At 60.5% G+C, this 24,178-nt stretch carries 25 protein-coding genes; 8 read left to right on the top strand and 17 right to left on the bottom strand.

Features of this window, described 5'->3' with window-relative positions; genetic code table 11:
- Nucleotides 1-77: 77 nt before the first annotated feature.
- The 5 genes from BQ17_RS12870 to BQ17_RS12850 form a co-directional block, all read right to left on the bottom strand.
- Nucleotides 78-389 carry a HigA family addiction module antitoxin gene (locus tag BQ17_RS12870; RefSeq protein WP_089727682.1) on the bottom strand — a complete coding sequence of 104 codons (312 nt, stop codon included), beginning with the start codon at nucleotides 387-389 and terminating at the stop codon, nucleotides 78-80.
- A complete protein-coding gene (locus BQ17_RS12865; RefSeq protein WP_089727680.1) occupies nucleotides 382-726 on the bottom strand; it encodes a type II toxin-antitoxin system RelE/ParE family toxin in 345 nt (114 codons plus the stop codon). Before BQ17_RS12865 ends, BQ17_RS12870 begins: the two co-directional genes overlap by 8 nt.
- Nucleotides 727-1,067: 341 nt before the next feature.
- The gene (locus tag BQ17_RS12860) at nucleotides 1,068-1,940 is read right to left on the bottom strand and encodes a prephenate dehydrogenase (protein WP_089727678.1); all 873 of its coding nucleotides are present in this window, start codon (nucleotides 1,938-1,940) and stop codon (nucleotides 1,068-1,070) included.
- Complete coding sequence (gene hisC / locus BQ17_RS12855) at nucleotides 1,937-3,049, bottom strand: histidinol-phosphate transaminase (protein WP_089727676.1); 1,113 nt, start codon at nucleotides 3,047-3,049, stop codon at nucleotides 1,937-1,939. The genes BQ17_RS12860 and hisC overlap by 4 nt, the downstream gene beginning before the upstream one ends.
- 69 nt (nucleotides 3,050-3,118) lie before the next feature.
- Complete coding sequence (locus BQ17_RS12850) at nucleotides 3,119-3,655, bottom strand: DUF2058 domain-containing protein (protein ID WP_089727674.1); 537 nt, start codon at nucleotides 3,653-3,655, stop codon at nucleotides 3,119-3,121.
- 801 nt (nucleotides 3,656-4,456) lie between these two features.
- Between BQ17_RS12850 and BQ17_RS12845 the strand changes: the two genes are divergently transcribed.
- The 7 genes from BQ17_RS12845 to BQ17_RS12815 all read left to right on the top strand — a co-directional run bounded on the left by BQ17_RS12845 (nucleotide 4,457) and on the right by BQ17_RS12815 (nucleotide 10,903).
- A complete protein-coding gene (locus tag BQ17_RS12845; protein ID WP_089727670.1) occupies nucleotides 4,457-4,987 on the top strand; it encodes an OmpH/Skp family outer membrane protein in 531 nt (176 codons plus the stop codon).
- Between the two features lie 102 nt (nucleotides 4,988-5,089).
- A complete protein-coding gene (locus BQ17_RS12840; protein WP_089727668.1) occupies nucleotides 5,090-5,329 on the top strand; it encodes an HP1242/YdcH family protein in 240 nt (79 codons plus the stop codon).
- 70 nt (nucleotides 5,330-5,399) lie between these two features.
- A complete protein-coding gene (locus tag BQ17_RS12835; RefSeq protein ID WP_089727666.1) occupies nucleotides 5,400-6,041 on the top strand; it encodes an MBL fold metallo-hydrolase in 642 nt (213 codons plus the stop codon).
- A 33-nt stretch (nucleotides 6,042-6,074) separates the two neighbouring features.
- A complete protein-coding gene (locus tag BQ17_RS12830; protein ID WP_089727665.1) occupies nucleotides 6,075-6,827 on the top strand; it encodes a hypothetical protein in 753 nt (250 codons plus the stop codon).
- A 349-nt stretch (nucleotides 6,828-7,176) separates the two neighbouring features.
- Nucleotides 7,177-8,190, top strand: a complete 1,014-nt coding sequence (gene gnd, locus BQ17_RS12825; protein WP_089727662.1) for a phosphogluconate dehydrogenase (NAD(+)-dependent, decarboxylating) — start codon at nucleotides 7,177-7,179, stop codon at nucleotides 8,188-8,190.
- A 75-nt stretch (nucleotides 8,191-8,265) separates the two neighbouring features.
- Nucleotides 8,266-9,804: a glucose-6-phosphate dehydrogenase gene (zwf, locus tag BQ17_RS12820; RefSeq protein ID WP_256091591.1), complete on the top strand. Its 1,539-nt coding sequence runs from the start codon at nucleotides 8,266-8,268 to the stop codon at nucleotides 9,802-9,804.
- A 7-nt stretch (nucleotides 9,805-9,811) separates the two neighbouring features.
- Nucleotides 9,812-10,903, top strand: a complete 1,092-nt coding sequence (locus BQ17_RS12815; RefSeq protein WP_176722414.1) for a cupin-like domain-containing protein — start codon at nucleotides 9,812-9,814, stop codon at nucleotides 10,901-10,903.
- Nucleotides 10,904-11,029: 126 nt separating this feature from the next.
- Here BQ17_RS12815 and BQ17_RS12810 read toward each other — a convergent pair whose 3' ends face one another.
- The 12 genes from BQ17_RS12810 to BQ17_RS12755 all read right to left on the bottom strand — a co-directional run bounded on the left by BQ17_RS12810 (nucleotide 11,030) and on the right by BQ17_RS12755 (nucleotide 23,250).
- Nucleotides 11,030-11,563 carry a PIN domain-containing protein gene (locus tag BQ17_RS12810; protein WP_176722413.1) on the bottom strand — a complete coding sequence of 178 codons (534 nt, stop codon included), beginning with the start codon at nucleotides 11,561-11,563 and terminating at the stop codon, nucleotides 11,030-11,032.
- Nucleotides 11,553-11,918: an STAS-like domain-containing protein gene (locus BQ17_RS12805; RefSeq protein WP_256091590.1), complete on the bottom strand. Its 366-nt coding sequence runs from the start codon at nucleotides 11,916-11,918 to the stop codon at nucleotides 11,553-11,555. The genes BQ17_RS12810 and BQ17_RS12805 overlap by 11 nt, the downstream gene beginning before the upstream one ends.
- Before the next feature lie 7 nt (nucleotides 11,919-11,925).
- Nucleotides 11,926-12,786: an ATP-binding protein gene (locus BQ17_RS12800; RefSeq protein WP_218068258.1), complete on the bottom strand. Its 861-nt coding sequence runs from the start codon at nucleotides 12,784-12,786 to the stop codon at nucleotides 11,926-11,928.
- 481 nt (nucleotides 12,787-13,267) lie between these two features.
- Nucleotides 13,268-14,113 (bottom strand): aminotransferase class IV, encoded by an 846-nt coding sequence (locus BQ17_RS12795; RefSeq protein WP_089727655.1) that lies wholly within the window; start codon nucleotides 14,111-14,113, stop codon nucleotides 13,268-13,270.
- Nucleotides 14,114-14,117: 4 nt separating this feature from the next.
- On the bottom strand, nucleotides 14,118-15,299 hold the full coding sequence (locus BQ17_RS12790; RefSeq protein ID WP_218068257.1) for a D-alanyl-D-alanine carboxypeptidase family protein: 1,182 nt from the start codon (nucleotides 15,297-15,299) through the stop codon (nucleotides 14,118-14,120).
- 3 nt (nucleotides 15,300-15,302) lie between these two features.
- Nucleotides 15,303-16,532 carry a septal ring lytic transglycosylase RlpA family protein gene (locus BQ17_RS24740; protein WP_176722412.1) on the bottom strand — a complete coding sequence of 410 codons (1,230 nt, stop codon included), beginning with the start codon at nucleotides 16,530-16,532 and terminating at the stop codon, nucleotides 15,303-15,305.
- 103 nt (nucleotides 16,533-16,635) lie between these two features.
- The gene (gene mltB, locus BQ17_RS12780) at nucleotides 16,636-17,652 is read right to left on the bottom strand and encodes a lytic murein transglycosylase B (protein ID WP_089727653.1); all 1,017 of its coding nucleotides are present in this window, start codon (nucleotides 17,650-17,652) and stop codon (nucleotides 16,636-16,638) included.
- Nucleotides 17,653-17,750: 98 nt separating this feature from the next.
- Nucleotides 17,751-18,887 carry a rod shape-determining protein RodA gene (rodA, locus tag BQ17_RS12775; RefSeq protein ID WP_089727651.1) on the bottom strand — a complete coding sequence of 379 codons (1,137 nt, stop codon included), beginning with the start codon at nucleotides 18,885-18,887 and terminating at the stop codon, nucleotides 17,751-17,753.
- Nucleotides 18,877-20,742: a penicillin-binding protein 2 gene (mrdA, locus tag BQ17_RS12770; protein WP_089727649.1), complete on the bottom strand. Its 1,866-nt coding sequence runs from the start codon at nucleotides 20,740-20,742 to the stop codon at nucleotides 18,877-18,879. The genes rodA and mrdA overlap by 11 nt, the downstream gene beginning before the upstream one ends.
- A gap of 18 nt (nucleotides 20,743-20,760) precedes the next feature.
- Nucleotides 20,761-21,249: a rod shape-determining protein MreD gene (mreD, locus tag BQ17_RS12765; protein WP_089727647.1), complete on the bottom strand. Its 489-nt coding sequence runs from the start codon at nucleotides 21,247-21,249 to the stop codon at nucleotides 20,761-20,763.
- The gene (gene mreC / locus BQ17_RS12760; RefSeq protein WP_089727645.1) at nucleotides 21,246-22,127 is read right to left on the bottom strand and encodes a rod shape-determining protein MreC; all 882 of its coding nucleotides are present in this window, start codon (nucleotides 22,125-22,127) and stop codon (nucleotides 21,246-21,248) included. The genes mreD and mreC overlap by 4 nt, the downstream gene beginning before the upstream one ends.
- 76 nt (nucleotides 22,128-22,203) lie before the next feature.
- Nucleotides 22,204-23,250 (bottom strand): rod shape-determining protein, encoded by a 1,047-nt coding sequence (locus BQ17_RS12755; RefSeq protein WP_089727643.1) that lies wholly within the window; start codon nucleotides 23,248-23,250, stop codon nucleotides 22,204-22,206.
- Nucleotides 23,251-23,781: 531 nt separating this feature from the next.
- Between BQ17_RS12755 and gatC the strand changes: the two genes are divergently transcribed.
- Nucleotides 23,782-24,069 carry an Asp-tRNA(Asn)/Glu-tRNA(Gln) amidotransferase subunit GatC gene (gatC, locus tag BQ17_RS12750; RefSeq protein ID WP_089727641.1) on the top strand — a complete coding sequence of 96 codons (288 nt, stop codon included), beginning with the start codon at nucleotides 23,782-23,784 and terminating at the stop codon, nucleotides 24,067-24,069.
- Nucleotides 24,070-24,178 lie beyond the last annotated feature (109 nt).

Genomic DNA, 24,178 nt, shown 5'->3' with positions numbered 1-24,178 from the left:
AGGGATGGCCAAAACCCAGCAATAACCAAAGCTGGGGTTCGTTCCTCACCCCAGCCTACCGATTTAAAATCAATAGGTTAGTTTTTAGACAGCCTCTCAGACTCCAGGTGAGAGTATTCTGCATTGCGGGCCAGGGCCTCGCGATAAAGGTTCTCCAGGTTCAGCCAGTACTCAGCAGGCTGCCGAAACACGCACTCGAATTTGCGGGCGCTCTCGGGTGTGATGGAGGCCTTGGCCTTGATGATCTCGTTGATGGTCTTCTTCGCCAGACCAGTTCGCTCGGATAGCTCAACCTGAGACATACCGCGGCTTTCCAACTCTTCTTCCAATATCTCACCTGGGGGCACCACGTAGTTTGGAAGGTACTGATTTTCAATTGTATTACTCATGAGTATCCTCCACGCCGAGAATCACAATGGCTGTGACGCTGCCCCAGTCGAGCCTACCTTCCTTCCTCAAAGGAAGCGGATTGTGGGCTGGTCTGAAGAGTAGCCGGTACGGGTGATCCAGGTCTACGGATAAGACCCCCTTGCGGTTTTCTTTCAACTCATGACAACGCGCCGGTCCTGAATAGGGAGGATGGAAGGTTGCCAATGTCGGGGCTGCTCGAAGCTGGGCAAGGCGACGCTTCAGTAACTTAGTCCGTTTGCTTCCATAACGCTTCAGCATGCGCCGCTCATCGTTGCAGTCTTTTTTGAGCCGCTGATTCTCGAAATCGATTTCCATAGGACCCTATCTGCCTCTGGTCCCTGTTTCCCGAACGACCTAAGACTGGAAGTCTTTCCGCCGCCCCATTCAGAAGTAGGTAAAACATTTACGCGATAGGTTAACATTTTTATGTCACAGCATTCGTCAGAAGGTCCGCGCAGCGGACCTTACGGGCGATGGCGCCGATGCCGGCGTCTTGGCGCAACCTGCACCCACATAACCCCCCGCGCCGCCTGCCCGCGCGGACTTCGCTTTGGGTGTAGGTTGGGTTAGGCGCGCTGTTCGATCCCGAAGGACACAAACACCCTTGAACGCGCCGTAACCCAACACGTCCGGTCCTCCAAACAGCGCCAAATAATTCAGGATTGCCTGGTGCCATCGACATAGCGGTCCCGTGCGTCTTTGGCGCGCTGGAAGATTTCCAGCAGATGGTCGCCGTCGCCGCGGCGGATGGTGGCGGCGAGGTCCAGCATCTCGTCGCCGAATTGGCGCAGCATCTTCCCCAGCTGTTCTTGATTGGCGATGCAGATGTCCCGCCACATGATCGGGTCGCTGGATGCGATGCGGGTAAAGTCTCGAAACCCCCCCGCGGCGTAGCGGAAGATCTCGTCGTTCTCCCGCAGCCGCGCTAGGGCGTCCACCAGGCCGAAGGCCAGCATGTGGGGCAGATGGCTGGTGGCGGCCAGGATTTGATCGTGGTGGGCCACGTCCATGGTGGTGACCTGAGCGCCGCAGCTGCGCCACATCCGGGTCACGCGGTCCAGGGCCTCTGAGTCGGTGGCGGGGAGGGGGGTCAGGATGACGCACCGGTCGCGGTAAAGGGTCGGAAAGGAGGCCTCCACGCCGCTGTGCTCGGTGCCGGCGATGGGATGGCCGGGGACCAGGTGCGTCGGCACATCGCCGAAGATCGCCTGGGCGTCCGTCACCACGCTGCCCTTGACACTGCCCCCGTCGGTGACGACCGCATCGTCCCGCAGCCGTCCTTTGATGGCGGCAAAGGTGTCCCGCATGGCGCCGAGGGGAACGGCGATGAAGACCAGATCGGCACCCTGCACCGCCTGCGCCGGGTCCTGCGCGTAGCGGTCGATCACGCCCAACTCGCGGGCCCGCTCCAGGTTGGCGACGGAGCGGCCGCAACCGACGATCTGGTCTACCGCGCCTGCGGCGCGCAGGGCCCGGGCCAGGGAGCCGCCGATCAGACCGACCCCGATGACGGTCAGCCGCGCGATCATTTGCCCAGCACGGATGCCAATGCGGCCAGAAATCGGGCGTTTTCCGCTGCCAGTCCGACGCTCACCCGGAGGTGGCTGGGAAGCCCGTAATTGGCGAGGCGACGGGCGATGCAGCCCGCGCGTAATAGGTCCCGATCCACGGGCCCCGCGGGTCGGCCGAGATCCACGGTAATGAAGTTGCCTACCGAGGGGATGTAGCTCAGCCCGAGGTGGTCGAATCCGGCGGCGAGCTGCGCCAGTCCTGCGTCGTTGAGGGTGACCGAGTCCCGCACATGGTCGGCATCGCCGAGGGCTGCCAGCGCCGCCAGCTGGGCCGGGGTGTTGACATTGAAGGGTTGACGCACCCGGTTCAGGAGCTCGGCGATGCGCGGGTCGCTGATCCCATAGCCTATCCGCAGGGCGGCCAGCCCGTGTACCTTGGAGAAGGTGCGGGTGACGATGAGATTGGGGAATGCGTCGAGCCAGGTCGAGGTGTCCGGGTAGTCGGGGGCCTGTACATACTCGCTGTAGGCCTCGTCTACCACGGCGATGCAGGTCGCCGGCAGGGAGGCCAGAAAGGCGCGCAGTGGTGCGGCCGGGAGCCAGGTGCCGGTGGGGTTGTTGGGGTTGGCGATCCAGACCACACGGGCATGCCGGTTGACCAAAGCACCCATGGCGTCCAGGTCGTGGCCGTAGTCCCGCGCCGGCGCGATCCGGGCGGTTGCCCCAACGGCCTGGGTCGCGATGGGATAGACCGCAAAGGCGTGCTCCGAGAAGACGGATTCCGCCCCCGGCCGCAGGAAGGTCCGGGCCACCAGGTCCAGGACATCGTTGGAGCCGTTGCCCAAGGTGATGGCCGCCGGGTCTAGGCTGTGGCGTTCCGCCAAGGCCCGGCGCAGCTTGAAGCCGCCACCGTCCGGGTAGCGGCCCAGGTCCGGCATGGCAGCGGCCACCGCCGCCCGTGCCTTGGGTCCCGGCCCGAGCGGGTTCTCGTTGGACGCGAGCTTGATCGAGTCGCGGATGCCCAGCTCCCGTTCCAGCTCGGAGATGGGCTTGCCCGGGACATAGGGGTGCAGCCCCGACAGTCCGGGGGCGGTGAGCGCGAGGAAGGGGTTGTCTGGAGTCGGCATCCGGAGGGGTTTTAGGCGTTCAAGGATTGAATCGCTGCTGCTCGATTCGGTGCTCGAGTAGCACTCGGATCACCACATCAGATCATCCGGTATCTTGTAGTCGGCATAGCCGTCGTCTGCATCGCCGTCGTCTCCCGGTGTGTTCAGCAGTACGACCAGGCGTTGATCGCGCGCCCGGACCCTTTCTGCGATGGCGGGGGATACCAGCTCGAAGCCCGTGTCCTGGCGCACGATGGCGAGATTGCCCTGGGCGAGCTTGCTCCGCTGATCGGCCGTCACGTAGATGCGTTTGATATTGCCGCCATCGAGAAAGCTGTAGGCGATGTCTCCTTCCCCCCGCGGGATCCGGTTGGTGTGGATGAGTTGACGCAGCTCGTTTGCCTCGGCCTTGCGTCGTGCCTCTTCCTGGCGTTGCCGATTGAGCTCGCTGTCGCGCCGCGCCTTCTCCGCCGCGGCCTGTTGCGCGCGTCGCCGGCCTTCAGCCTCGGCCTTTGCCTTGCCGCCGTCCTGTTTGCCCTGCTTGCGCTTGGACGAACGGACTTGTTTTACCTGCTGCTCGTCGACGAGACCGGCCTTGAGTAACTGGTCTTGGAGTGAGTTTCCCATTGTTCAGCTCGCCGGAATCTTTGAAGATGCGGACAAGGGGCGAGAATCTATCAGCAAAATGTCCGAATGCAAATCCCGATCCGAGCGTATCGGTAGTTTAGGTGATGGGCACGCCTCGCTTTGTGCATCCTGCAAGCAGCCACGGTTCGGAAATCTCCACGGAGTGGCCGAAACCTTGGCCCCACTTGATGGACGCTTGCTGTGCCCATCCTGGTACCCCGTTTCCCCTTATTTTTCGTCCTCAGCGAGGCGAGAAGCGGCCAGATGCGAGGCGCGCGAGCGCAGGAATAGCCTCTCCTATTTCAAGCTCGCGCAACAACGCAGATGGCCGCTTCTCGCCGCGCCCGAAGGGAGCCCCCCAAGCGCGCCAATGCGGCGTTACAGCGCTTGGCAAGAGGAGGAGCTATTCCCTGCGCGCTGTGCCTTGCCTGGGCGCGTTTGGGGGGCTCTGAGAATGAAAAAATAAGGGGAAACGGGGTACTAGTGTTCTGGTTTTGTACGCTTTCAGATTTTCACAGATGAAAGACGAAACAATCTGTGAACATCTGCGTAATCTGTGGATTAATAAAGAAGGTTGGGGTTCCTCCATTGCCCCAACGACACTGCCGGCGACTGGCGACTGGCGACTGGCGACTGGCGACTGGCGACTGGAAGCTGGGAAAGTCGATCTGCCGAAGTCATGTTTTCCGGAAGCTTTGTACGCGCTCGCCCGACGAGATTATCTGCGACTATACCGACATCCCGCCGGGCGCGTAGAATGCTAGTGCGGTGAACCAAATTACACAGTGGAGAGAATTTCCCATGAAACAACGCATCTTATTCATCCTCCCATTCCTGTGCCTGCTCATGACACCCGTTCAGGCGGCGAAGCCCGGGAAGATCGGCTATGTGAACATGCAGGAGGTGATCGATAAGAGCAAGTTGGGTCGGCAGGCACAGGAAACGCTCAAAAAGAAGTTCGGGGATAGACAACAGGAACTTGCCAAAGAGCAGCAATCGATCCAGCAGCTGCAGCAGACCTTGGACAAGGATAAGGCCCTGATGAGTCAGAAGGAGCTCGACAAAAAGACCGCCGAGATCCGGGAGCGCAAGAAGAAATTCCAACAAAAGGTGGCACAGCTCCAAAAGGAAGTGGCGCAGGAGGAAAACAAGCTCGCGAACCGGATCCTGGAGCCGACACCGGCGATCATTGCCGCAGTGGCTAAGGATAAGCAGGTCTCCGCGGTCTTCGAGCGTCGCCAGAGCGGCCTTCTCTACATCGATGATGGCCTGGACCTCACTGCCGAGGTCATCAAACGGCTCAACGCCAAGAAACTCGACCCCAAGCAATAGACAGTGCCGCCGGCGTGGTGCCGATCCAGGTAGAGGACCAATCGTTAGGGTTTTGTTACCATAAGGCCTCGGCATCCACATTAAGTGAGGAGATGTGAATCCATGCTTGGCGAATCCCACGACCTGCGTCACGAATTTCCGACTCTAGATGACAGAATCTCCGTGCTGTGCGACTCCGACGAGGAGTTTGCGCATCTGATGAAGGATCACGATAATCTGGATGCTCAGGTACGTAAGCTGGAGGAGCTGGGCACGCCGGTGGCCGACGAGACGATCGGGGACCTCAAAAAGGAACGTCTTCTGATGAAAGATCGTCTCTATGCAATGCTGCGCACAAGCTGAGCGAGCCGGGCCTTAGGGGAATACGGAAGGTAAGTTCATCACCGAGCAGGTCGCGTCGAGATAGCCCGTGTTGCGATTCAAGATTATTCCCGTCACCCTGTTTCAGCAGAATTGCACCCTACTGTGGTGCGACGAAACCGGTCACGCCGCCGTCGTCGATCCCGGCGGAGAGACGACGCGGGTGCTGGCCGCGATTCAGGAGGCGGAAGTCGAGCCGGTCAAGATCCTGCTTACCCATGGCCATCTGGACCACGTGGGGGGAGCCGCGGAGCTTGCCGAACGCCTCGACCTGCCTATCGAGGGTCCTCATCGAGGCGACGAGTTCCTACTCAAATCCCTTGCGGCCCAGAGCCAGCTGTTCGGTGTCCCGGAAGTCCGCGGCGTCTCCACCGGGCGCTGGCTGGAAGACGGTGACTCGGTCCGGATCGGCGCCCTGGAGCTGCGGGTGATCCACTGCCCCGGCCACTCGCCGGGCCATGTCGTCTTTTTCAATGAGACAGCCAGGTTGGCGCAGGTGGGCGATGTGCTGTTCCAGGGCTCGATCGGGCGCACGGATCTGCCGCGCGGTAACCATCAGAACCTAGTGGATTCCATCCGTCGGTGTCTCTTTCCGCTCGGCGACGACGTCTGGTTCATTCCCGGACATGGCCCCATGTCGAGCTTCGGTGACGAGCGTCGCAACAATCCCTTTGTCCGCGATCCCCTGGTCTGAGATTCAGGGTAACCGGATAGACCGGGGTTGCGGATGAGTAAAGCGGGTCCGGGCCTATCGCCATCCGCATCCGGGCACGGCAGTCGGGACGCTGTGATTCGTGGTGCCCGAGCGTCTCCCGCGGGTGGCGAGGAGCCGGTCCCCCCCGGACGGTCGAGCGGCACGCGTTTCATCGAGCCCTATCGGTTCGACTCAGAGCAACGGGCGGCAATTCTCTCCCGGCTCCAGGAGCGAAGTATCGGTGACGAGGAGAGCCGAAGTCTGTTCGTAGCCGCGCTGGAGTACGATCTGGCGAGCTGCGGCTGGCTTACGACCCCAGGGCAGCGGCCCGCGACGTCCGACCACCAGGAAAATGACCCCGATCTGGATGCGGCGGCCATGGCTGCCCTTGTGGAGACCGCGGAGAAGCTGGTGCAGGAGCTGGCAAATCTCGACACTGCCACATCGCTGCGTCTGCAACAGGGGCTTGAATCGACGGACCATCTCCGGCGCGGCGATGGCGGGGACTGTCTCGAAACCCTGCTCGGCGAGCTGCGACGAGTCGTAAACGTCGGCAGGTCACTTGGCCGACTCGCCGGATCGGTGGCCCCAAGGCCCGCCTACTCCGACGAGGCACGCCGTTTTGTCCTGCGTGTCGCGGATGCCTTTGAAGACTGCTTCGAGCTGGCCCCCGATACCCGGTCCGACTCCCCCTTCCCGATCGCACTCGATGCCATCGTCACCGCCACGGATATCGCTGTGCCGACGGATCAGGATGCACTCACCAGGATACTGGGTCGAGACTAAGAAGCTGTCTGGTTAAAACGGATCCTCGCGTCGTGTTGCGTTACGGCGCGTTCGATGCCGTGCCTGTCCGGGCGCGGTCCTGGGTTATTTAGCGTTGGCTGTGGGATCTGACGTGTTGGGTTACGGCGCGTTCGGCCCCGTCGCTGTGCTTCGGAACCGGACAGCGCGCCTAACCCAACCTACACTTAACGCAAGGCCGCGCGGGCCGGCAGCGCGGGGGTAATCATGGGTGTAGGTTGCGTTAGCCGCGCGAGAAAACGCTTGGGGGAGCATGGCGTCGAACGGGCGTAACGCAACACGCCGTCTGCCCGACAATCACACAGGTTATCCGTGAACGGGAGAAAGGCAAATGCAAATCGGAATGATCGGTCTCGGGCGTATGGGCGCCAACATGGTGACTCGACTCATGCGCGACGGACACTCGTGCGTCGCCTACGACCGCGATACCCAGACGGTCCGGGAGTTGGCTGCTGCCGGTGCAATCGGGGCCCAAGACGCGGCCGATCTCTGCGCTAAGCTGGCCAAGCCGCGGGCCGTCTGGATCATGGTGCCGGCGGCGGCGGTGGACGCGGTCGTCGCAGCACTCTTGCCCTGCATGGAGGCAGGCGACATCATCGTCGACGGTGGCAACTCTCATTATAAGGAGGCCATCCGACGCGCCAAGCGACTCACCGATGCCGGCATGTATTTCCTGGACTGCGGCACCAGCGGTGGGGTTTGGGGTCTGGAGCGCGGATACTGCCTGATGATCGGCGGCGATGCGGACGCCGTGCGCCGGCTTGATCCCATCTTCAAAACCTTGGCGCCCGGGCCCGGTGACAGCGAACGCACCGCCGGTCGCAGCGGCGACTATGACACAGCGGAGCAGGGCTATCTGCACTGTGGTCCAAGCGGTGCCGGCCATTTCGTGAAGATGGTCCACAATGGGATCGAATACGCCTTGATGGCCGCCTATGCGGAAGGCCTGAATCTCCTCAGGCATGCCGGCGTCGGTCGCAATGTCCGGGCGATCGACGCCGAGACGGCTCCCCTCGGCGATCCGGAGCATTATCAATATGATATCGATATATCCCGGGTCGCCGAGGTCTGGCGCCGGGGCAGTGTGGTAGCCTCCTGGCTGCTGGATCTCACCGCCAATGCCTTACACCAAGACCCGGAGCTCAGTCGATTCGGGGGGCGGGTGTCCGATTCAGGCGAAGGTCGCTGGACCTGTATGGCGGCGATCGAGACCGGCACGCCGGCCCCTCTCCTGACGACTGCCCTCTATGAGCGCTTCGGCTCCCGCGGAGAAGCGGATTTTGCCAATCAGCTCCTAGCGGCCATGCGCTACCAGTTCGGCGGCCATAGCGAGAAGCAGGACTGACGGTTGCCAGTGATCAGCCCGTAGATTGGGGTTCGTTCCTCACCTCAACCTACAGCGAACCCGAGGAGATGTCTTGTGTCCCTGACGCAGTCCAACTATACCCAGACCTCGGCGGCGTTGCCGAACGCCATGGTTATCTTTGGTGCCGGGGGAGATCTGGCCAAGCGCAAGCTGATTCCGGCCTTGCTCCATCTCTGCAATGCTGGTCTGTTGCCGGACAGCTTCGCGGTACTCGGACTGGATCGCCTGGACCTGGACGACGATTCCTTCCGAGACCTGATGGGGGAGCATATCCGGGATCACGTCGGCGCCGCCTTCGACCAGGCGGTCTGGGAGCGTCTGATCGGGCGTCTCCACTACATGCAAATCGACATGCTCGATGGTGCCGATTACGAACGTCTGCGCGGGCGCCTGAGTGAGATCGATACCCAGCGTGAGACCGAAGGCAATTACCTGTTCTACATGGCGATCCCCCCCAGCCTCTTCCCCCACGTGACCAGTCGTCTGGGTGAGACCGGTCTGCTACAGGAGACCGAGAACGACTGGCGGCGCGTCGTCATCGAGAAGCCTTTCGGACAGGACCTGGAATCCGCGGTGGCACTCAACCACGAGCTACACGACAACCTGGATGAGCGGCAGATCTACCGTATCGATCACTATCTGGGTAAGGAGACGGTGCAGAATATCATGGTGTTCCGCTTCGCCAACGGCTTCATCGAGCCGCTGTGGAACCACCATCACATCGACCATGTGCAGCTCACGGTAGCCGAGTCCGTCGGCGTTGAGCACCGGGGTGCCTATTACGAGGAGGCGGGCGCCCTGCGGGACATGATCCCGAACCACCTCCTGGTGTTACTCGGGTTTATCGCGATGGAGCCGCCGAACTCATTCGAGTCCAGTGCCTTGCGCGACGAGGTCAACAAGGTGCTCGACGCCATCGAGCCCTTGTCACCGGAGGATGTACTCAGGCACGCCGTGCGCGGGCAGTATGGCGAGGGCGATATGCCCAGCGGTGAGAAGGTGAAGGCCTATCGCTCGTCCCCGGGGGTCGATCTCCAATCCCGTACCGAGACCTTCGCTGCGCTCAAGCTCACCATAGACAACTGGCGCTGGGCCGGCGTGCCCTTTTATCTGCGCACCGGCAAGCGGCTGGCGGCCCAGTGCACGGAGATCGCGATCCAGTTCAAGAAGGCGCCGACGGTTATCTTTAAGAACACGGACGTGGAACAAGTCGATCCCAACATGCTGGTACTACGCATCCAACCCGCCGAAGGCATCCAAATGAGCCTCGGCGCCAAGGTGCCTGGCCCGACCATGGGGGTCGGCATCGTGAACATGGATTTCTGCTACGAGGACTACTTCGGCAACAAGCCGGCGACCGGCTACGAGACCCTGATCTACGACTGTATGAACGGCGATGCGACCCTGTATAAGCACGCCGACACGATCGAAAAGGGCTGGGAAATCGTGCAATCGGTCATGGATGTCTGGGCCGCGCTCCCGCCGCGGGACTTCCCGAACTATGCCGCCGGGACTTGGGGACCCACGGCTGCCGGCGCTTTACTCAAGAACGACGGCCGTCTGTGGCGCAGGATCAAGATTCCGAATAAGTGATGCGACCATGACGGATGGCAACACCAGCTGGGACCAGGGGAACATCAGCTATCGAATCGTGGATGTCATTAGCCTGAAAACCTGTGACAAGGCGGCATTCTGCGAACGCTACCTGCAACCCGGCATCCCCTGCGTGATTGAAGACTTGGTCACCGAATGGCCCGCCTTCCACAAGTGGGACAAGGACTATCTGAAGCAGACGTGCGGTGGAACGCGGGTGTTTTTTCATCACGAGACCGAGGGCAGGACTGATTTTGCGCGTCCGGCGACCCAGACCACACTGTCCGACTTCATGGTCAGAATCGAAAACGGCGAGCCGATCCGATTTTTCAGCCCTGCGCACCCCGTGTATGACTTCGTCGCCGGCAATCCGATCTTTACCGACGACGTGCGGCCCCGGACCTTTGCACATCTCCTCCCCGGCGGCCGTTTTATCGGCCTGGACCGACTGGATGCTCGGTTCTGGCCATGGTTACCGCCTTTCCCGCCGCAGCTGTATGTTGCCAACGCCGGTTCTCTGTCGCCGGGACACTATGACGAAGACTTGAGTCATACCTTTCATTGCTGCTTTTGGGGCAATAAAAGCGTCAAGCTGTTCGCTGACGACCCCCGGTCGAGAAACGCCATGCGTTATTTGAGCGACATCGATCTTTCGCAGCCGTTGGACTCGATACACCTGAAACGCCATCCTGAACTTGCCGGGCTCAGCGGTTGGTCGGCCTGGTTGCACCCGGGTCAGGTGCTCTTTATCCCGAGCCGGATGTGGCATTGGTTTAAGTATGAGGAATTGAGCCTGGCCTACGTCGTTCGCGCTCGTTCATTCAACTCCTGGCGGGCGTATTCCGAGTTCGCGCGCGGTCCCCAGGGCCCACCGAATACCTTCCCTACCCATGCGGATCTGTGGCGGCGGGTCAGCTGGCGTGAAAGGGGCCTCTGGGGCAATCTCCTGGTGACCTTTGAGCGTCCGATCATCCTCGGCACTTGGGTGGTGATGAAGGCACTGTATCTGTACTTTTTGGAATCCGGTCGGCTGCGCCGTGTCGTATCCTGGCTGGTCGAGCGTTGGAGCCTTTCAAGGGTAGGACGCAAGACCTTATAGGTATCCGCTCTTTTCTCAGTCCATCGATGCGGTTCGCACCTCCTCGTGATGCCATCCTGTAAGACCTGCCGCGCTCACCGCTATCGCGTAAGGGGAGGCGGGGAAGTCCTTGTACAGTGCCATGGTTCAATCCAGTAAATGTTTGTTCGCGGTAACAAGGGGAATTCCTCGCCCTCCAAATCCCCCATCGTCCGTAACCAGTTTCAATCCATGTGCCCTGCACAGCTCTGAGATTACTTGGTCGTTGAAATCGGAACCACCCGTCGCATACTCATTCATCAAGCCGTCGATATCCAAAGCGTCAAAGCCATCCCCCACTCTCATACAGTGACCGAGAATCCGCCGCATATCGTCGGCAATCTCCCGGGCAACCGGAATGAACTCCCCGCTTTTGCGGAATTCCTTGAGTTTGGTTCTGGGTGCGGTGAGTTTATGCTTGAGCTGAATATATCTATTGATGAACTCGGATACAATCAATACGTCGATATAGATCCGGCTCTTAGCGGCAAGGATGTCGGCGAGGGCCTGTGAATAGACCGCAACCCTTGAGTCGTCCAGACTGTGCGGGGCATAGTTAAACAACCAGACATTGGTGTCCAGCAACAGCTCATCTGAGGCCGAGAATGGATAATCGGTGATCCTCGATATCTCACTCGCCATCTCCATCCTCCATCGCATCCCTTACCGCCTGATCGAATTTCTCAGGGTCTTTGAAGTATTGTTTGGCCGTTTCGATGACCCGCTTCAACAACGCCAGATCATCTTGCTGGATATCCTCCACCTGCAGCAAGGTAAGAATCTGTTCTTCGCTGAATCGGCCATATAGCTGGCCTATGGCGGCATTCAGAAAGGCCGATGTCAACGTAGAGACGTTATGGAACGAAAGGGCAACCTTTCTGTCTTTCCCGAATGCGGCGGCAAGGCGCTCATAAACCTTCTGCCCGTCGCCGGATGCGACACACAACGGGCTGCCCACGACCTCGAACAGAGATATCATCATTTCACTTCGCATCATCGCTACCCTAGAAGATATCCGCCGTGCTCAATTCGGAGGTGAGACGGTATGAATTAGTATCTGCCGTATTGATTTCGATGTTCACCACGGTACCGGGAAAAGGGTGAGATAGCGGCACGGCAACGGTTTCCATCTGCCCACGCCGCCAATAACCCGCATCTGACACGATCTGGATGCAACCGCCGTTCAGGTCGATAAACTCACTGAGCAATTTAAGCCCCAGACCGCCCGGCACGGAACCCCGCTTGGTCGTGTTCTGCCCCTGGGTCGCCCACTCGATTGCCGCCGCAGGTGAGAGTTCCAGGCCCGTATTTTGCTGGATATTCCGACGCATCCCGATCCCCAAATCGGCCACCGAAAAATCGAGCCGATGTCGCTTCGGAAAAATCTGCCCGCAACAGAATATCCCCAGCTCAGTGTGGGAGTGAAGAACGGCGTTACTGAATATCTCAAAAATGGATTCACGGAATTTCTTCGACAGACCCAGCGTCATACTTGGCACCTCGGTCCTATGAATCAACTCCTTTTCGATATAGCCGGCAAAATATCGATCATCCTTAACGTCAAACCGGTGATAGGGAATCGTCGTACCCCACCGATCTGGTATTCTCTCCTGGCCATAGTGACTCAGAAAACCATTTTTTGACAATATGGTTGCGATCCTTGAGGGAATATTTTTCAACCGGACCGTGTTCAGGTTCTTTCCCAGGCGATAGAGAATGGCCCCGAAAGCGGCACACATGTCGGCATCGAACCATCTCGTTGCATGCATATCGATCTCAATATTTTCGAAGAGGCATTCTTCTGTCTCGGCTGCCAAGCGAACCAAGGTGGCAAACCCCGACTGGTCATGATGAAACTCCGGCAATGCACACCTCACACCAATACCTCAGTGATCGTCATGGCATCGTTGCTGAAGATGTTCACCACCCTGCCGCGAGTTTACGCTGGCCTGGTAGATACTCATAGGCGACGCTCACCGGCTCCAGGGAGCAGTCCTTCCCGGTGCGGAAGCTTTGCCACCCGTTCTCGAACACAAATCGCCGGTCCACTGCTCCTCGGTCGCGCCGGTCTCCGGGTCCCGCACCCAGATGATCTCGAAAAGGCACGAAATTGTCATCTCGACGCCGGAGGGGTCAGTTCGTGTTTTCCGTGGTTCTCGGCGAACGTCTACACGCGAAGCGAGATTCGCGCGTGCCGGCAGCACGGGGGTAAAGTAGGTGTAGGTTGCGTTAAGACGCCGGCACGGTGCTATAGGAAATCAGCAAGCCTTGGTGCGCCGCAACGCAACACGTCCGGTTCCCCAAACAGTACCGAATAACTCAGGATTGCTTTTAACCGGACAGCTTCTAAAGGCGTGTCTTATAGTCCTGAAACAAATCATCTATGCGTCGCCACAGGGCACCGGGCACACCCTCGCCCACTGGTTTGCCGTCGAGCAGAGTGACCGGTTGCACCTCCCGGCTGGAGCTTGAGATCCATAGCTCGTCCGCCGTTTCGAGCTCGTCCCGAGTGATATGACGTTCCGCACACGGCATATCCACACCTCGGGCAAGCTCCAACACCAAGTCCCGGGTGATACCGCGTAATAAACGGTTACTCGCCGGAGGCGTCAGAATCTCCCCATCCTGTACGACGAAGGGGTTGGTGGAAGAGCCCTCTGTCACCAGTCCGTCGCGGACTAAGATCGCCTCGGCGGCACCGGCATCCTGGGCCGCCTGTCGTAGCAGGACATTACCTAGGAGCGCAGTGGCCTTGATATCGCAACGGTGCCAGCGATTGTCTTCCAGGACCACGGCGGCGATCCCTTTGCCGGAGATGTCCGGGTCCCGTGGCTCGGCGGTCCAGGCCATAACGAACACCGTGGGTTCGCCGCCTTGCGGAAACAGGTGGTTGCGCGTCCGGTCTACGCCCCGCGTTACCTGCAGATAGAGCAACTGGTCAATATCCGGTATGGAGCCGGTCAGGCGCGCGAAGATCCGCTCCCAGGCGTCGAGTTGCAGGGGGTTCTCCATGCGAACCGACCCTAGGCTGTTGTCGAGCCGTTCCATGTGCTGTGACAACCGAAACGGACGCCCACCGTAGACGGGGATGAGCTCATAAACGCCATCACCGAACAGGAATCCGCGATCCATGACCGGAACGCAGGCCTCCTCGATAGGCATGAACTTACCCTTGAGATAGACCTCGCTCATATGATTAGAACCATTTTAGCACCGCGTCCTTGCCCTTCTGCAGGATGCCGCCCTCGGCCACGTCCCGCAACGCCACGAGCGGCACGCGGCGCACCTCCTTACCTTCGAGGGCGATGCTGACATGGCCCACGACGGCGCCCTTGACGATGGGCGCGGAGATGTCGCGATCCTTTACCAGCTTGGCGGATAGTTTGTCATACGTGCGCCGCGGAATGGTCACGGAGACGTCCTCGGCCGGACCGACGGGTAGGTCTTCGACCTCGCCCATCCAGATGCGCAGGGTCTCGATCCGCTGGCCTCCGGCGTAGAGTTTGTGGGTCTCGTAGAAGCGGAAGCCGTAATTGAGCAACGCCAGGCTCGCCTGGGTCCGCACCGCTTCCCCCTGGCTCCCCATGACCACCGACGTGAGTCGCATATTGCCGCGTTCGGCGGAGGCCACCAGGCAATAACCCGCGGTCTTGGTGTATCCGGTCTTGACCCCGTCGACAGACTCGTCCCGCCACAGGAGACGGTTGCGGTTACGCTGCTTGATGCGGTTGTAGGTGAACTCCTTTACGGCATACCACGCATAGTATTCCGGAAATTCACGGATACTCGCCGCGGTCACCAGGGCGATGTCGCGGGCGGTGGTGTAGTGGTCCTCATGGGGCAGCCCGGTGGCGTTCGTGAAGTTGCTGTTCTTCATCCCGATGCGCCTGGCGTGGGTATTCATCAGGTCCGCGAAGGTCTCTTCCGTGCCTCCGATGTGCTCGGCCAGGGCCACGCTGGCATCGTTCCCGGATTGAATGATCATGCCCTTGAGCAGATCTTCCACCGACACCTGCTTGCCGATCTCGATAAAGGTCTTGGAGCCGCCGGTACGCCACGCCCTCTCGCTGATGAGCACCTGGTCCCGGAGGGACAGATTGCCCCCGCCCAGTTCGCGGAATACCACGTAGGCGGTCATGATCTTGGTCAGACTGGCCGGCTCCAGGCGTTCGTCCGCATTGGATTCCACCAGCACCTTCCCGCTGTTATGGTCCACCAGCAAATAGCTCTTGGCAGCCAGCTGCGGTGGATCGGGGATGGGTATCTCGTCCGGTGCCCGGACCGGAGTCGGGGCGTCCGGTACGGGCATGTCGCCGGCTCGGATACCGGCGGAGAAGAAGAGAATAAGCAGGGCCGAGACGTGAAAGAGCGGCTTCATCGGCTACTCCACAACAATGTGAGATCCCTTCAGCCCCAGAGATGCCAGGTGCTGGGATAGATCCCTTGCGCTCTGTTGGGAATCGAGTGGTCCCACCTGGACCTTGTACCAAGGTGTCTCGTTATCGTCTAGTGTACGAATCCGGACCTGCTCGGCGATATGGTTCACCAAGAGGTGGCGCAAGTGCTCGGCATTCACGCGGCTGCCGAAGGCCCCTACCTGCAGGTATAACGAGGATCGGGGCCTTTGCCTGGGTTTCCCCTCGGTCGTGAATATCGCGACCTTCGGCTCAGACGCGGATGGTTCTGCGGTATCCGTTACCCGGTCTGGGGTGTCCGTAGTCAGTGCGCCGGGGCGCTTCGTCTTTACCACTCGGGTTGGGGTCTTCTCGGCTGGTGGGGCCGGCTTCGCCACCGCCGGTGTCTTTCGGGCAACAACCTTTTTGCGTGCCTTGGTCTTGCGTGTCCTGATCTTTGCTTCATGGGTATCGTCCGCAGCAGCGAGGAAACCATCCTGCCGGTCGGATTTCGGGTCACTGGGATCAATTCGGGTTGCGGTCTTCTCGGCCCGCGGGGTCGGCTTCGCCACTGCCGGTGTTTTCCGGGCGACAACTTTCTTACGTGCCTTGGTCTTGCGCGCCCTGATCTTTGCTTCATGCGTATCGTCCGCGGCAGCGAGGAAACCATCCCGCCGGTCGGATTTCGGGTCCCTGGGGTCGATGGCCCTGATCTCCACCCTTGCGATCCCTCTGCCCGCCATTCCCAGCTTGCGGGCAGCCGAATAGGATAGATCGATGATTCGGTTGCCGTGGAAGGGACCACGGTCATTGACCCTGACCACCGTGCTGCGTCCGTTCGTCAAGTTGGTCACCCGCACATAGGTCGGCAGCGGCAGGGTCTTGTGGGCCGCGGTCATGGCGTACATGTTGTAACGCTCGCCGTTGCTGGTCTTGCGGCCGTGGAACTTTTTACCGTACCAGGAGGCCAATCCCCGCTCTACGTGGCCCTTGCTGCTGGCCTTGGTGTAATAACGCTTGCCGAAGACGACGTAGGACTTCGGATTACCATACTTGCTCTTGGGCTCGACCTTGGGTACTACATCCGCAATGTCGGCCAACCCCGGAGGATCATCCGGTATCTTGTCTCCGGTGCCGGAGCAACCGCCCAACAGTCCCAGCAGCAAGAGCAGACCGACGCTGCTCCCACTCCGGCAGTCTCGAAGTTTCGATAACATGGTAATTATTCTTGTCCGCGAATGAACGCCAATGGACTCAAAAGATCACATGATCTTTTCTGTCCGCAGATTCTCACGGGTTGTTTCGTTTGCGGATAAGTCTTCAGTGAAAATCCTGCCGTTTGCGCCCCGCTTCATATGTCGCCTGGATCTCGCGACTGAGCTGGTACACGGCCATGGCATAGAGATTGCTGTGGTTGTAACGGGTAATCACGTAGAAGTTCTTAAGTCCCACCCAATACTCGGGCTCTGGGGCATGGAGGCGGATCAGGGTCGCCCGCGTCGATCCGGGTAGGTGTCCATCATCGACTACTATACCCGCTGCCTTGAGCCTGTCGAGACTGATTGAGGGCTTTACGGGCCTTTTTCCCGCCGGCGCGATGCCCCTTGGTGCTCCATCCGTAACCCTGGTGGGGAAGGCCACCGGCTCTGTGGACATCCAACCATGTTGTTCGAGATAGTTGCCTACGCTTCCGATCACATCCGCTTTGCTTTCCCATAGGTCCCGCCGGCCGTCACCGTCGAAGTCCACGGCGTAGGCGCGATAGCTCGAGGGGATGAATTGGGGTAGACCCATGGCGCCGGCATAGGAGCCCCTCAGCCCCAAGGCGTCGATGGATTCCTCCCGGGACAGGAGTAGCAGCGCTGCGAGCTCCTTGCGGAAGAAGTCCGCACGTTTGGGATAGGAAAAGCCCAAGGTGCTCAGGGCATCGATTACCCGGTGCCTGCCCAGGTTGCCGCCGTAGTTGGTCTCGACGCCGATAATGGCGGCGATGATCTGCGGCGGTACCCCGTAGACCACCCGCGCGCGCTCCAGGGACCCGCGGTTCTCACGCCAGAAGGCGGCACCGCCTTGGATCCGCCTGTCGGTGAGGAAGAGCGGCCGGTATTTATACCAGGGCTTGGCCTCGAAAGGACGGCGGATGGCGTCTATCACCGCCTGGCTATAGCGGGCCTGCCCCATGAGGGTCACGAGCTCGCCCTGGTCGAAGCCGTGCCGGCGGACCATTTCGGAAACGAAACCTTCGGTGCCCGCGCGATAGCTCGCCGGCTCCTGCGCCGCCGCAGTCAGGAACACCAAGGTCGCAAGCATCCCGTACCACCAATGAATTAATCGCATCGCTTAAGTTCCCAGGTACATCTGCGTACAAAATTCGGAGCGGAGTCAAGAATCCGAGCCGTGCTTCAAGTGCAACCTGGCGAATAGTACGAAACCTTCTAGGAAGGAAGCAATTTTCTGTGCGTATGGATGGACATCAGGATACCGAAACCGGCCATAATGGTCACCAGGGACGTGCCACCGTAGCTCACCAGGGGGAGGGGTATGCCCACGACCGGTAAGAGTCCGGTGACCATGCCGGCGTTGACGAACAGATAGACGAAGAATATCAGGGTGAGTCCGCCGCTGAGCAAGCGCCCGTAGGTATCCTGGGCCTGGGTGGCAATATAGAGTCCGCGCACGATGATGAACAGGTAAATTACCAGCATTACCAGGATGCCGATCAGCCCGAACTCCTCGCCGAGGATCGCAAAGACGAAGTCCGTCGAACGCTCGGGCAGAAACTCCAGGTGGGACTGGGTTCCTTTGAGCCAACCCTTACCATGGACACCGCCGGAGCCGATGGCGATCTTGGACTGGATGATGTGATAGCCGGTGCCGAAGGGGTCGCCCTCCGGGTTGAGAAAGCTGAGTATCCGCCGCTGCTGGTAAGGGCGCATGAAATACCAGAGCAGGGGAACAAGGGCCGCCGCGCCTATCCCCAGCACAGCGATCAGGCGCCACTTCAGTCCCGCCAGGAACAGCACGATCATGCCGGTACTGGCTACCAGCAAGGCCGTGCCGAGGTCCGGCTGCCGGGCGATCAGGAGCACCGGAACGGTGGTCAGCACCACCGTCCCCAGGATCCGTGATCCACTGGGGGGCAAGGGCCGCTCGGCGAGGTACCAGGCAAGCATCATGGGAACCGCGATCTTGAGCACCTCCGAGGGCTGGAAGCGCACGACCCCCAGGTTCAGCCAGCGCTGGGCACCCTTACCCATCTCTCCTATCACCAGGACACCCACCAACAGCACCAGTCCGATGCCGAACAGGGGCAGCGACCAGTGCCGCAGCTTCAAGGGTGGTACCTGGGCGACGACGATCATAACCGCGAAGGCGATGCCAAGCCGGGTCAGCTGTCGGTAGAGCTTGTCCAGGTCCTGGTCGACGGCACTGAAGAGCACCAGTAGTCCATAGCCGCACAGGAGCAGTAAGGCGATCAGCAGAGGCAAGTCCAGGTGCACCCGGGCCGGAAGCAGGGTGCGAATTTTCCCTGGAATGCCGTCGCTGCCCGCAGGAAGGGCGCTATTGTCCATCCGCAATTTCCCCTACCGCCGCGAGGGGTGGCATGCGCAGCAGATAGCTATCCATGACCCGCCGGGCGACCGGTGCCGCCACTGCGCCCCCGTGACCACCGTTCTCTACGATAACCGCCACGGCGATGCGTGGGTCCTCCACGGGCGCGAAGGCCACGAACAGGGCATGGTCGCGCATATGTTCGGCGACCTCGGATTCGCGATAGCGTTCCTTCTGCTTGATACTGAAGACCTGAACGGTACCCGTCTTGCCCGCAATGCTGTAGGCCTTGGTGCGGATGCCTTTGGCCGTGCCACGTCTGTTCCTCACGACCTGCACCATGGATTTGATCATGCGGTCGAGGTTGCGGGACGCGACCGGAAGCTGCCGGACCTGGGCCGGGAATTCGCGTTCCACCGCCGAGCCCGGCGCCCCGGTGGCACGGACGACACGTGGCCGTATAAGGCGGCGGGCCGCCAATGCCGCCGTCGCGACAGCAAGCTGCAGCGGTGTAGCCAGAAAAGGACCCTGCCCGATACCCACCAGCAGTGTCTCTCCGATAAACCAGGGCTGATTGCGCGCGCTCAGCTTCCACGCCCGGGACGGCAGCAGACCTCCGAGCTCGCCGGCAAGGTCGATGCCGGTGCGCGTGCCGAAACCGAACCCGGCCAGGAAACCGTGCAGCCGGTCGATCCCCATAACCTGGGCCAGCTTATAAAAGTAGACGTCACAGGACTGGACGATCGCCTTCTCCAAGGTAACGGTGCCGTGCCCCCAGCGATTCCAGCAGCGATACTTATGGCGGTGTCCGGGGAGCCGATAATAACCGGGACACCACTTGGCGTCGGTCACACCCCCATCGGTCTCCAGTCCCCCGAGGCCGATAAATGGCTTGATCGTAGACCCCGGTGGGTACTGGCCGCGGATAGCCCGATTGAACAGAGGCTTGTGGGGCGAGTCGCGCAGGGTCTTGTAGTCCACCGAGCTGATGCCGTCCACGAAGAGATTGGGATCGAAGCTGGGACGACTGACCAGGGCCAGGACCCCGCCGGTGCCCGGATCGATTGCCACCACCGCACCGCGGCGGTCACCCAGGGCGGCGTGTGCATCCTGCTGTAGTCGGGAGTCCAGGTAGAGCTGCAAGTGCTGCCCCGCTTCCGGTGGCTTCCGTTTCAGCACGCGTAGGGCCCGGCCCTGGGCGTTCACTTCCACCTGGCGGTATCCCGCGGTGCCGTGGAGCAGGGCTTCGTGGGCCTTCTCCACCCCCCCCTTGCCGATGTGATTGGTCCCGGCGTAGTTCGAGGCATCGATACGCTCGAGCTCCTGCTTATTGATCCTGCCGACATAGCTCAACACATGGGCCGTGTACTCACCGAGTGGATAGATGCGTAACGGCTGGGCGCGAACGACGACTCCCGGAAAGCGGTGACCTGTGACGGCAAACCGGGCGACCTCTTCTTCAGTCAGATTGGTACGAATGGGAACCGCCTCGAAACGGCGCCGCAACTTGCGGATGCGCGCAAAACGTTTCAGATCCGCTTCCCCGATGTCGATGAGCTCCCCGAGCTCAGCGATGGTAGCGTCCAGATCCCGGATCTCTTCGGGGGTGAGTTCCAAAGAGCGGGAGGAGTAATTGTCCGCCAGCAGGATGCCATTGGCGTCGTAAATCAATCCCCGGGTGGGGGGAAGGGGTTCGAGTCTGACATGATTGTAGCGGGACAGGGTAGATAGGTGTGCATGGCTTCCAATCTGCAGCTGCACCAGCCTTGCGATCACGACGAGCATCGTCACCAGCACCAGAACGCCCGCCATGACAGCGCGCTCGGCAAAGAGCCGGCTCTCTGCGGAGGGGTCCTTGAGGATCGGCTCCACCATCGTCCCGGATACGCAGTCTCAGGTTATGGCGAAACGCCGACTCAAGTTCCGCAGCAGGATGAATACCCAAGGCCATAGCAGCATGCCGACGAACGGGGGTATCCAGTACGCGAGGGTCGGTGTGGGTTGACCGGTGGCTCCATGGATCCACAGGAAAAGTAGGCGTTCCACCAGCAACAGCACCCACACGGACAGGGTTTGCTGGAGTGGGGGAAACAGGCGGATTCGTCGATGCAGCTCCAGCATGAGATAAATGGGTACGGACAGACTCAGCGCATGTTGGCCGAGCGCGGTTCCCGTAGCGGCGTCCAACATCAGGCCCGCTCCCCAGGCCCAGAATATTCCCACCCGGGTCGGCAGGGTCAGGGTCCAGTAGATCAACGTCAGTGCCATCCACTGGGGGCGGAACCCGTCGGCCCACTGGGGTAGGGACAGAATGGTCAGGACCAGGGCCGTACCAAGGGTGATCAGGATCACACCGGACCCCTTGCGTGGGGACTCGCTCACGGCGCTTTCCAGACCTCCTCGCCGGTATCTCTTGTCAAGGCCCTGTCCAGCAAGGCCGGCGCTAGGGTCCAGACCAACAGGACCTCGCGGCTGCGGTCCAGGCGCGCGGTGGGCTCGGCGATGATGGTGGCGAACGGCTTGCCAGACTCTTGGCGTACCTGGATGACCTGCGCCACCGGATAGCCGGGCGGGAAATGACCACCTAACCCCGATGTTACCACCAGATCCCCGACCCGCACATCGGCGTTCTTCGGTAAATGGGACAGCTCCAGACGGTTGATGAAGCCCGTGCCCCGGGCGATGGTACGTAATCCATTGCGATTGATCTGTACCGGCAGTCCGTGGCCGGCATCGGTAATCAGCAGTACGGTAGCGGAGAAGGAGTCGACCCGCGTCACCTGTCCCATGACGGCGTTGGCGTCGAGAACGGGTTGACCGACGAAGACCCCGGAGGAGGCACCCCGGTCGATCATTACCTGCTGTCGATAGGGATCCAGATCGACCGCCATGAGCTCGGCGATGAGCACGCGATCGCCCATCCTCAACGAGGATCCCAGCAAGGCTCTCAGGCGGATGTTCTCCGCCTCCAGTGCCTCGAACCGTTGCAGCCGCGCCTTGAGCACCAGATTGTCCCGATACAGGGATCGGTTGCGATGGCGTAGCGCTTCTTTCCGGGCGAGGTAATCTTGTACTTGCCGGACCAGGATGCCCGGCAGGCCGGTCAAGTAATGCACCGGATAGACAATAACTGAAAGTGTGGAGCGCAGCGGATCGAGATACTGGTAGCGATGATCCGCCACGACCAGCCCGATGGCGAGCACCATCGCCAGCAGGATGCGGAAGGAGGGCGAGGGGCCACGTACGAATAGGGGGTTGATGGTCGGCTCCCAGCGAGGAGCGGTCAGGGCCGAGGAAAATCCGGGCCGACCGGGTACCGAGTCGACACTTGGTCGCCTACTCCGTCATAGCCAACAGGTCCAGGCTGCGCTCATTGGTCGTCTCCAGGGCATGCCCCCCGCCGCGGGCGACGCAGGTCAGAGGGTCATCGGCGATCAGCACCGGGAGCCCCGTCTCTTCCTCCAGCAGGCGGTCGATGTCGGCGAGCAAAGCACCGCCGCCGGTAACGACGATGCCCCGCTCGGCGACGTCGGCACCCAGCTCCGGAGGGATCTGCTCCAAGGCCGTTTTTACCGCCTCGATGATGCCTGACAAGGGTTCCTGCAAGGCCTCCAGGATCTCGTTGCTGTTCAAGGTGAAGCTGCGGGGGACACCCTCGGCCAGATTGCGGCCCATGACCTCGATTTCCCGCATCTCACCGCCGGGGTATGCGGAGCCGATCTCATACTTGATATGCTCGGCGGTGACCTCACCGATCAGGGCGCCGTAGTTGCGACGCACATAGGCGGTGATGGCATCGTCGAAGCGGTCGCCGCCGATGCGCACCGAATTCGAATAGACGATACCGTTGAGTGAAGTGATCGCCACCTCCGAGGTGCCGCCCCCGACGTCTAGCACCATGGAGCCACGCGCTTCATCCACGGGCAGGCCCGCACCGATGGCTGCAGCCATCGGCTCCTCGATCAGAAAGACCTCGCGGGCACCGGCACCGGCAGCGGACTCCTTGATGGCCCGGCGCTCCACCTGGGTGGAGCCGCAGGGGACGCAGATAAGCACCCGCGGGCTGGGCCGGATGATCCGGCTCTCATGGACCTTGTGGATGAAGAATTGCAGCATCTTCTCCGTGACCGTAAAGTCGGCGATGACACCATCCTTCAAGGGCCTGATGGCGGTGATGTTCTGGGGGGTGCGACCCAGCATCTGCTTGGCCTCGTTGCCGACCGCCGCAACCGACTTGGACCCTCCTGGCCCCTGGCGGATCGCCACCACCGACGGCTCGTTGAGCACGATCCCCTGGCCACGGGTATAAATAAGCGTGTTGGCGGTTCCCAAATCGATCGATAGATCGTTGGAAAATATCCCTCGAATGCGTCGGAGAAACATCAGGCAGTCACCTTGGGAGAAAAAACGGGAATTGTGTTGGACTTCCCAAAGGTCCGACGGCCAAACCGCTAAGCCGATCGGATTACATAACACGGGGACACAACCCCGATCCATTTTTATCGGGAGACTCTAGAGAAAAATCCCTCCCTGGGATTTTTCAACAGGCGAAGCCGAAGGTAGGGTTTCGACTTCGCCATTCCGAACGGCAAGCCGTAACGACCAGGCTTTCAAACCTAAGTAATTTAGCAATACAACACCGGATGGGCAAGGTCGGGTTTCCGACCATGCATGGGCGTTACGCATCCGATGTGGATACTGTTCTAACCTTGTTGTTTCTGGTTTATGGGTGATGGGTGCCTTGAAAACCCCATGACAAAAGGAGTTTTCAAGTTCCCTATACTCGGCAGCAACAAAATTAGAACACCACCCCGATGTGTTATTTTTCAAGACCACCTTATATCCTTTGTCCGTCCCGCATGGCCGGCGGGGTTCCGCTGCGCCGCGGGTATGCATCACCTTCGGGAGGTTCCAATGTTGCTTGATCGTACCGATGTCGAGAAGATCGCCCAGCTTGCGCGGCTCGCTGTTTCCGATCCGGAAAAGGAAGGCTACGCCGTTGATTTGTCTAAGATCTTGGATCTCGTGGAGCAGATGAACGGGGTGAATACCGACCGGGTCACGCCCCTGGCCCACCCCCTGGACATGGTGCAACGGCTACGACCGGATGAACCCACCGAGCCCGACCAGCGGGATCTGTTTCAGCGCATCGCACCAGCGATCAAAGAGGGCCTGTACCTGGTCCCGAAGGTAATCGAGTAGCCAGAGCGAGCGCATATAAATTTCGGCTCTTCATGGATTCCGGGCTGCTTTGGAGTGCGCCGGCAAAGCGGCGCGACCGAATCGAACCTCAACGACGGGGGATACCAAC

This window comes from Candidatus Thiosymbion oneisti (assembly GCF_900092655.1).
Taxonomy (GTDB): domain Bacteria; phylum Pseudomonadota; class Gammaproteobacteria; order Chromatiales; family Chromatiaceae; genus Thiosymbion; species Thiosymbion oneisti.
Note: the sequence above shows the minus strand (reverse complement) of the source record. Positions and strands in the feature narration are given on the sequence as shown.

Coding starts and splice junctions, on each gene's coding strand:
- BQ17_RS12870 (WP_089727682.1), bottom strand. CDS start 389: ATGAGTAATACAATTGAAAATCAGTACCTTCCAAACTACGTGGTGCCC.
- BQ17_RS12865 (WP_089727680.1), bottom strand. CDS start 726: ATGGAAATCGATTTCGAGAATCAGCGGCTCAAAAAAGACTGCAACGAT.
- BQ17_RS12860 (WP_089727678.1), bottom strand. CDS start 1,940: ATGATCGCGCGGCTGACCGTCATCGGGGTCGGTCTGATCGGCGGCTCC.
- hisC (WP_089727676.1), bottom strand. CDS start 3,049: ATGCCGACTCCAGACAACCCCTTCCTCGCGCTCACCGCCCCCGGACTG.
- BQ17_RS12850 (WP_089727674.1), bottom strand. CDS start 3,655: ATGGGAAACTCACTCCAAGACCAGTTACTCAAGGCCGGTCTCGTCGAC.
- BQ17_RS12845 (WP_089727670.1), top strand. CDS start 4,457: ATGAAACAACGCATCTTATTCATCCTCCCATTCCTGTGCCTGCTCATG.
- BQ17_RS12840 (WP_089727668.1), top strand. CDS start 5,090: ATGCTTGGCGAATCCCACGACCTGCGTCACGAATTTCCGACTCTAGAT.
- BQ17_RS12830 (WP_089727665.1), top strand. CDS start 6,075: ATGAGTAAAGCGGGTCCGGGCCTATCGCCATCCGCATCCGGGCACGGC.
- gnd (WP_089727662.1), top strand. CDS start 7,177: ATGCAAATCGGAATGATCGGTCTCGGGCGTATGGGCGCCAACATGGTG.
- BQ17_RS12815 (WP_176722414.1), top strand. CDS start 9,812: ATGACGGATGGCAACACCAGCTGGGACCAGGGGAACATCAGCTATCGA.
- BQ17_RS12810 (WP_176722413.1), bottom strand. CDS start 11,563: ATGGCGAGTGAGATATCGAGGATCACCGATTATCCATTCTCGGCCTCA.
- BQ17_RS12805 (WP_256091590.1), bottom strand. CDS start 11,918: ATGATGCGAAGTGAAATGATGATATCTCTGTTCGAGGTCGTGGGCAGC.
- BQ17_RS12795 (WP_089727655.1), bottom strand. CDS start 14,113: ATGAGCGAGGTCTATCTCAAGGGTAAGTTCATGCCTATCGAGGAGGCC.
- BQ17_RS12790 (WP_218068257.1), bottom strand. CDS start 15,299: ATGAAGCCGCTCTTTCACGTCTCGGCCCTGCTTATTCTCTTCTTCTCC.
- BQ17_RS24740 (WP_176722412.1), bottom strand. CDS start 16,532: ATGTTATCGAAACTTCGAGACTGCCGGAGTGGGAGCAGCGTCGGTCTG.
- mltB (WP_089727653.1), bottom strand. CDS start 17,652: ATGCGATTAATTCATTGGTGGTACGGGATGCTTGCGACCTTGGTGTTC.
- rodA (WP_089727651.1), bottom strand. CDS start 18,887: ATGGACAATAGCGCCCTTCCTGCGGGCAGCGACGGCATTCCAGGGAAA.
- mrdA (WP_089727649.1), bottom strand. CDS start 20,742: ATGGTGGAGCCGATCCTCAAGGACCCCTCCGCAGAGAGCCGGCTCTTT.
- BQ17_RS12755 (WP_089727643.1), bottom strand. CDS start 23,250: ATGTTTCTCCGACGCATTCGAGGGATATTTTCCAACGATCTATCGATC.
- gatC (WP_089727641.1), top strand. CDS start 23,782: ATGTTGCTTGATCGTACCGATGTCGAGAAGATCGCCCAGCTTGCGCGG.